The 8489-nt window shown below is 44.7% G+C and carries 4 protein-coding genes; all 4 read right to left on the bottom strand.

The genetic code is table 11. The features are described 5' to 3' along the window. Positions 1-3917 (bottom strand): ESPR-type extended signal peptide-containing protein (locus tag F957_RS03145; protein WP_016660563.1); only part of this gene is annotated, 3917 nt, incomplete at its 3' end. Between the two features lie 485 nt (positions 3918-4402). Continuing rightward, positions 4403-5197 carry a hypothetical protein gene (locus F957_RS03150; protein ID WP_016542004.1) on the bottom strand — a complete coding sequence of 265 codons (795 nt, stop codon included), beginning with the start codon at positions 5195-5197 and terminating at the stop codon, positions 4403-4405. A gap of 256 nt (positions 5198-5453) precedes the next feature. Further along, complete coding sequence (gene tpgA / locus F957_RS03155) at positions 5454-6263, bottom strand: trimeric autotransporter adhesin/peptidogylcan-associated protein TpgA (protein WP_016542003.1); 810 nt, start codon at positions 6261-6263, stop codon at positions 5454-5456. A 60-nt stretch (positions 6264-6323) separates the two neighbouring features. Next, positions 6324-8489, bottom strand: a 2166-nt coding sequence (locus tag F957_RS21310) for a YadA-like family protein (RefSeq protein ID WP_016660562.1), incomplete at its 5' end; no start/stop codon positions are given.

Below are 8489 nucleotides of genomic sequence, written 5' to 3'. Positions count from 1 at the left end.
TGTCCATCTGCTCCCGTGGTTTTAGAAACCGTGATGTTCTTGCCTTGCGTCACTTCGGTTTTAGCGGCGGCAGCGGCATCGTCTAACTGACCTTTATTGACGGCATCGCTATCATTCACGCCTGCACCGACATTGCTGATTGGATTACCTGCTGCATTGATCCCATCTTTGGTGATACTTGGACCATTAGTAATGGTCACCCCATTGTCATTCACTAAGGTGTCGCCAGCTCGAACACTATCGACATTCAAATTACGGTTTAAACCATATTGAATGGTATTCCCATCTTTGGTCACGCTGAGATTTTCTTCACCATTAACTGTACCAATATCGACCGTATCTCCTGCTTTCACCGCACCCGCTTTGGCACCATTACTTTGCAGGTTCCAGCCTTTGTCTAATTCTGATAGCGCATCACCAACGTTACCGACCGTCGTTCCGTTAATGTCATAGCTTGGTGCGGTCACCGTGCCATCTGGATTGACCACCGAACCACCACCTAAGGCATCTGATACGCTTTTCGCTGTGCCTGCCAATTGACTACCATTAATCGCATCGGTCGAAGTCGCAGTCACATCCCCCGCAGTCACACCACTAATTTTTCCTGTTGTGCCATCAATCGTGACATCGCCCACAGTCATATTATTAAAGTCCACATCATCTGCTGTGGCGACCTCATAGTTAGTACTGCCATCAGCATTGGCTGATTCTGTGACAGTGATATTTTTACCATCCGTCACCGTATTTTTACCTGCCGCGGTTGCTGCATCTAATTGGCTTTTATTGACCGCATCTGTACCTGCAACACCTGCACCGACATTGCTAATTATATGACCCGCCGCATCAATGCCTGAATTGGTAATACTTGGCCCATTATTAATCGTAACGCCATTCGTGTTGATGACCGTGTCACCTGCGGTCACGCTATCCACTTTCAGATTTCGATTTAGAGCATATTTAATGTCATTACCCGTTTTAGTGACGGTTAGATTTTCCTCCCCATCAGCAGTGCCAATATCAACCGTATCACCAGCTTTGATCGCTGCACCACCAGCCCCATTGCTTTGTAGATTCCAACCTTGATCCAGCGCTTCAATCGCATCACCGACATTATTGATTGGTGTTTCATTGACGATATAGCTAGGTGCTGAGATTGTGCCATCTGGATTCACCACCGAGCCACCACCTAAATGATTGGCTGTGGATTCTGCGAGCTTTCCTAAGGCTTGTTGAGTTGAATAAAGCTGAGAACCATTAATTGCATCGGTACTTGTTTCACTGACACGGCCTGCTGCCACATTAGTCACTTGGCGTTCATTACCCTCGCTCCCAACACTGACCACACTGCTTGGGCTTGTGCCCGCATAGTTATAAGTGATGCCACCGACTGTACCATTGGCGGTTGGATTGGCTGCTGAAGTGACCGAACCTGCACCAAGCGCAACATCATCCGCATTGGTTGCGGTTGCACCAGAACCGAGTGCCACACCACGGGTCGCTTGTGCATTGGCAGTATCACCTAATGCAATGGCACCTGCCGCAGCGGCTGTTGAGGTATTCCCTAAAGCCACTGAACCCTGACCAATAGCTTGGTTGGTATTCCCAATCGCGACTGCTCCACTTGCCAAAGAGCTTGCAGCAGTATCACCTGCCGCAGTATTGTCCTTACCTAAAGCAACTGCACCACTACCACTTGCTCGGTTTGGATCACCGATCGCGACCGCACCATCACCATTTGCAATCTGATCTCGACCAATCGCAACCGCGCCACCGTCTGCGCTTTCTGAATTAGCAGTGGTTCCATCCGAACCAATTGCAACATTTTTGCCTGTCGCTCCTGTGGTGACTGCGTTTCCTATCGCAATATTGTCACCACTTGTACCTGCAACCGTAGTCGCACTATTACCTAATGCAATATCATTATCGCTCTGTGCCTTAGCTTTATCGCCTGTTGCAATCGAAGAGTTTCCTAGAGCTTCAGCTTGGTTACCTTGTGCCACAGAAGCATCACCTTCTGCTTTTGCTAAGTTTCCTAAAGCTAACGATGCGACTCCTTCAGATTTTGCATAACTACCAACCGCAATTGAATAATGTCCAGCGGCCTCTACATCAGCCCCCTGTGCAATCGAATAATTACCATTTGCTGTGGCCAAATTACCTATAGCTGTTGACTGGATTCCCCTTGCCCATGCTTTCGAACCTATCGCTGAAGAGCTAGCACCAGTTGCTTCCGTCTCATTCCCTAAAGCGATCGTATTCGACTGATTAGCAATGCTATTCGCCCCTATAGCAACAGCAGAATTGACAATTCCATTAGCAATCTCACCTGAAGCTTGGGCATTGCGACCAATTGCAATATCACCTTCATTTTGTGCTTGAGTTTCTGTACCTAATGCTATTGCAGTAGCTGCCGCAGCATTAGCAGTATCACCCAAAGCAATGGCACCTGCCGCAGCGGCTGTTGAGATATTCCCTAAAGCCACTGAACCCTGACCAATAGCTTGGTTGGTATTCCCAATTGCGACCGCACCATTAGCTGCGGTTGTCCCTGCTAAATCCCCAGCGGCAATATTGTCTTTCCCTAATACAATCGCACCGTCACCATTTACAATATTTGGGTCACCAATCGCGACTGCACCATCGCCCGTTGCAACCTGATCTCGACCAATCGCAACTGCACCACCATCGGCAGTTGATGAATTGGCTGTGGTGATTCCTGAACCGATGGCAACATTTTGCCCTATTGCACCTGTGGTCACCTTATTTCCTATGGCGATGTTCTTACCACCTGTGCCCGCTACTGTCGCTGCGTCACTTCCAATCGCAATATCGGCAAAACTTTGCGCTTTGGACTGATGACCTGTCGCGACCGCTTCTTCTGCTGTTGCCTCAGCTAAGGTACCAATGGCCGCAGCATACCTAGAAGTTGCCTGCGCACCATTTCCCGCTGCGAGTGTTTCATCTGCAGTGGCTTTTGAGTAATTTCCCAAAGCCACTGCACCAGCACCATCTGCTCTAGAATTAGAGCCAAATGCGCTTGACTCCCAATCCTCACCATCTTTGATTCGTCCAGCAGCATAGGAGTTTACACCCACCGCTACAGCACCAACCGTAACCGCATTGGCACCAAAACCAACGGCTGTTGATCCTCGCTCAACAGCATTCGCCTGATTCCCCAATGCTGTCGCAGCCTGTTTAGATGCAGTTGCATTCGAACCTACCGCTGTTGAATCATTCCCTGAGGATTGTGCATAGGCACCGACTGCGACACCACCAAAACCACTTGCATCTGTACGACGCCCAAACGCAATTGCGCTATTGCCAGTTGCTTCAGCATAACCACCAATAGCCACACCAAAGTTTTGACCTACGCCTGTTCTAGCATCATTTCCAATCGCAATTGAGCCAGCCGTATCTGTTTGTGCATTTTTACCTATCGCAATTTGACTGCCACCATTCAAAGGGGCGGCATCTGTTGTACCTGAAACTCTACTTCCTGTCTTTGCGTTACTGCCCATCGCAATATTATTGGGCGCTGTGCTCGAATCGGCCCGCGAACCCATAGATATGCCACCATTGCCTGCGGCACAAGAACCATTTCCCACAGCAACACTATTGCCCGATTTCGTGCCACTGCCAACAACACCAGCTGTACAATTGTTATAGGTTGAGCCACCACCTGCTTCATAACCCGCAAATGTGTGACTACTATAAAAAATTGAACCCATAACCGTTGCCAATATGACTGGCGTTAGATGAGATTTTGTATAAAGAGAATTTGCATTTAAGGGAGGGCTAAGTGCTGCTGTAGTCTCCACCGAAACATTACGTTTTTTCGTTGTACCACGAGCAAGTTCTGAAACGACCGTCCATAAACCTAAATATTTATTCCAAACTAAGCGATATATTTTATTCATGATCCAGTGCCTTTATTATTAATTAAGCACTGTTTAATTTAGAGAATAAAATTAGAGGGTATTTAACAATTAAATCTAAAAACTTAACAATCAAGTTGCTTTTTTTGTAAGTTTTAAAATCAAATCAAAAAATAGACAAACATTAACATTATAGGAGTGTTTAATAAACAGAATAGGCAAGCCATATTTACATTTGAAACATTTTTATAATTTTTTAATATTAGCCATCCTATTTGAAATTTTGTAATCAATTTCAATCAGTTGACTATTCGCTAGATAGGATCACGTGTTGATGACAATCATATCCATTTATTCTGTTCACACAAGCATGACAATGGTCAAACATGCTGCCATAGCCAATTCACTCTATTTAAACCGTTAAATAGAATTGAATTGACCACAGAGGACAAGTATTTAGCACGCCAAACCATTTTCGAAGTGTTTGCTATAAATCCAAATACTCATCCATAAGCAAGCGACATATTTCACGCTAAGAATGGTTTAATTTTGTCATAAACAAAATTATAGTATTCATCTGATTGATGTTTCTCAATTTTCTCAAAACCTTCATCTACCCTTTCATCTTGATCCCAAAAGCTACCATCCATAATGTAGTGCTTAAAGCGGATATGTTTGGGGGAGTTAGATTTATCTCCATTCTTTTTGGTATTTAAATAAGGTATTTGAGATACAAACATATAGCCAATAAAAATTGGAAATTCCTGTGATATTTTTAACAATGCCTTGAATGCCGCCTTAGAGCTAAAGTGCGAATCCACAATTTCTATAGCGACATAGGGGTGTTTTTCGACCCACCCAAAGTACGCTTTAGAACGTCCAAAAATATCAAACCGTAAATAACTTTCTTCAGAAACAGAAAACTTAACTTCCTTTGCCCACTGATAATTTTCCAATAAATTGAGTACGGTAAGCTGATGCTTTCCGACCTCCTTACATTTTTCATAAATGCCAATTCTTAGATTTTCACTTGAGGTTGAGTTCGCATTATTTTCAAGAAAGTATAAAAATTCATCCCGTTTTTCATCATGTCGCGATGTATCTTTAGGCTCACCTTTATCAATATCACCACGATGTGAACTTTTCCTATAAAAATGGGGTGTGTCTGGATGGTTTCGAATGCCTAGTAAAATATTCCTATTTTTATTAAAAAGATTTTTCTCTCTTAATACTGCTCTCTGCTCAGCATCTCGCAAGTCAACTGCAAGAACCTCGACTATTTCTTTACCTTCTTCATAAAAAGCACTTTCGTATTTTGCCATTTCTAAACCTTTATTATAAAAATATAACCAAAGTATCTCTTAAAATAAAACCATCTCAGCTAATCTCTTCATAAAAAACAAAGTGTTTTATTAAGAACAACCTAGCTTCATAACTTTATTCAAATCCATAAATAAATATTAACCCCAAAAAACAATCCCATTTAACCTATTCCACACAGAAATATATGTTTATAAAAATATTTTTATAAATAGTGTGAGCAGCTATATTTATAGCTGCTCTATTTATTATTTTAGCTTACCACTGAATATTCACACGACGGTTTGGTGCTAAACACTGAACCAGTTGTGTATTGCGTGCCTGACCTGAACATTCCTGATAAAGACTTGTTCCACCACTGACTTGTAATTGGATGCGTTTAGGATCAACTCCTTGCTGTACCAACAATTGCGCAACCGTATTCGCTCGGCGTGATGACAAGTCTTGGTTATAGGCAAATTTACCAAGCCGATCTGCATAACCTGAAACAAGCACAGGATTTTGAGATTGTTGAATTGCACCCACCATCGTTGCAAGATTGGTTGAACTTGGTTCTATCGCATTACGATCTGAACGATCAAACGCAAAGAACACTGTTCCCGTTTGTGGCGCAGCTTGAATCGGTGCGGGTAAAACTGCAGGCACAACATTATTCACGCCCCATGTCATCAAGCCCTGACACTCTTCGCCTTTCCAAGACAAGCGATTTGCAATGTATTTCTTGTCGTAGTCAATACGCAGTTGGCAACGCTTATAATCCTGTGTATTAGGTACACGAATATCTAAGACATAGTTCCATGTTTTCACGGCAAATACGCCTTCACTAAAGTGAGGATTACCGAGAATATGGCGGAATTGATCTTTGTTCATACCGACATCTAAACGGGCAACATCGTTATATTCATAACGCTTCACCAGTTTAAGATAGCTTTTATTCACCTCAGGAAAAGTCACCTCATCTGTCGTTTGTAACTCGACTTCGCCTTGCGCCTCAACAGGTGTTACCGCCTGACTATTCAATGCAATGCCCGCTAATGCCATCATCATTAAAGTTTGAATCTTATTCATATCTGTTCTCACTTAATTCTTGTATATGGAAAGGAGAGCCTTACGACTCTCCTAAAAGACTTAATCAATGATGGTACTTACACCAACACGAACCAATGGACTATTGCCTTGACTACCCATCGCAGCACCCGTCGTTAATGACCAGCGACCATTGTCCGCTGTCTTACGGAAGGTCACACCAATTGCACTTTGGTCGTTGTAGTACGCTGCACCTGCTGCCATGGTGAGTTTACCCGGAACAAAAGGTGCATTTTCGAGTGCAGCCGTTGCAGCAATCCCCGCTGACATTTTGTCTTCCAACTTATCCATACGCTTGTTGGTATCGTAGAAGGCTTGTTGTAATTGATCACCCAAATTGGTTACGCGGTTATCAATTGCGCCTAATGCATCTCCAACGTTGTCATATTTTCCACCTGCAACATCGTAGCTTGGCCCTTTCCAGCCAGTGCTTGGGTCATAACCCGCACCGCCACCAAGCGCTGCACCAACATCTTCATAAGAGCGATGTAATTGACCACCATTGATTCCATCTTGAGAACCACTGGCAATCGCTCCATCCGCAACACCTGTGACTTTCTTGCCGCCTGCGTTGATGCCTTCTTTGGTCATGCTTGGCCCATCTACGATCCGCACACCATCTGCTGCAATCGTGGTTCCACCAGCACCGCCCACATTGACCTGATTGGCATTAACATCTTTAGCCGTCACACTATCCACGGTAATGTCTTTGGCTAAACCAACTTCATAATCCGTACTGCCATCTGCTTTAGTACTTGGTGTGACTAAAATATTGCCATCTTTGTTACTCACCGATGATTTAGCAGCTTGTGCAGCTTTGCCTACAGCACCAATCGCATCATTGATATTGTCTTGGCCTGTCCCTCCAATGTTGTCACCTACAATCGTTCCATCTGGATTAATTGTGGTATTTCCACCCACAATGTTTTTCACACTGTCTGCAACACCATGGAGTTGACCACCATTGATCGCATCTTTAGAGCCTGCCGCTACCGTACCATCGGCAACACCTGTGACTTTGTTATCGCCAGCATCAATGCCGTCTTTAGTGACACTTGGCCCACCAGCAATAGTTAAACCATCGCCATTGATTACCGTATCACCCGCGGTCACGCTATCGACTTTAATGTCCTTCGACAAGCCAACTTGGAAGTCCGTTCCACCTTCACTATTCGGACTGCTAGTCACCGTGACATTTTCATCGCCATCCGCTTTACTTACGGTAGTTTTAGCCTCTTTCGCTGCTTTACCTACGGCACCAATTGCATCGTTGATATTGTCTTGACCTGTTCCACCAATATCCTTGGTGACAATGGTTCCATCTGGGTTGACTGTGGTATTGCCACCAATTGCAGTTGATACGCTGTCTGCAACGCCTTTTAATTGGCTACCATTGATTGCATCTGTTGAATCTGCTGCAATACGTCCTGGTGCAACACCTGTGATCACGGTATTGCCTGCATCAATACCTCTTGCACTAATACGTGGACCAACGCTATTCCCCATCGAGTCAGTAAAACCTAAACCGTCTTGACCTAGAATCGTAGTATTACCATCCTGATCTTTCAAGCTGACACCTTTTGCATCCAGAATGGTTTCATTTCCTTCTGCATCCGTCGACGTGACACTGTCAAATTTCACGTCTTTCGCTGTGGCAACCTCATAGTTGGTGCTGCCATCTGGATTGGTTGACTCAGTGACCACCATGTTGTCGCCTTCGGTAACTGTGGTTTTGGCTGCAACTGCCTGACCACGAACCGAGTCAATCGCGTCATGGATGTTATTTTCACCCGTGTTCCCCACATTGCTGGTGGTCACCGAACCATTTGGATTTAAGACGGTTTCACCACCAATTGCGCTTCGGACACTGTCTGCAACACCGTGGAGTTGTCCACCATTGATCGCTTCACTTGAACCCGCTGCAATGGTGCCATCTGCCACACCACTGATCTTGCCTGTGCTGCCATCAATGTTGACATCACCCACTTGTACTGAATCAAATGACACATCATCCACGGTCGCAACTTCATAGATGGTTTGTCCATCGGCACCAGTACGACTTGCAACGGTCATGTTCTTGCCCGCTTCAACTTCAGTTTTCGCTGCCGCTGCTTCTCCTTGAATCGCATCGGCGACCGTGTCATAACCTTTGTCATTCACTGTAAATGGACCGCTAAGTCGACCACCCTCATTGGTCACGCCACCACC

It is taken from the genome of Acinetobacter gyllenbergii CIP 110306 = MTCC 11365, from assembly GCF_000413855.1.
Lineage (GTDB): Bacteria > Pseudomonadota > Gammaproteobacteria > Pseudomonadales > Moraxellaceae > Acinetobacter > Acinetobacter gyllenbergii.
Note: the sequence above shows the minus strand (reverse complement) of the source record. Positions and strands in the feature narration are given on the sequence as shown.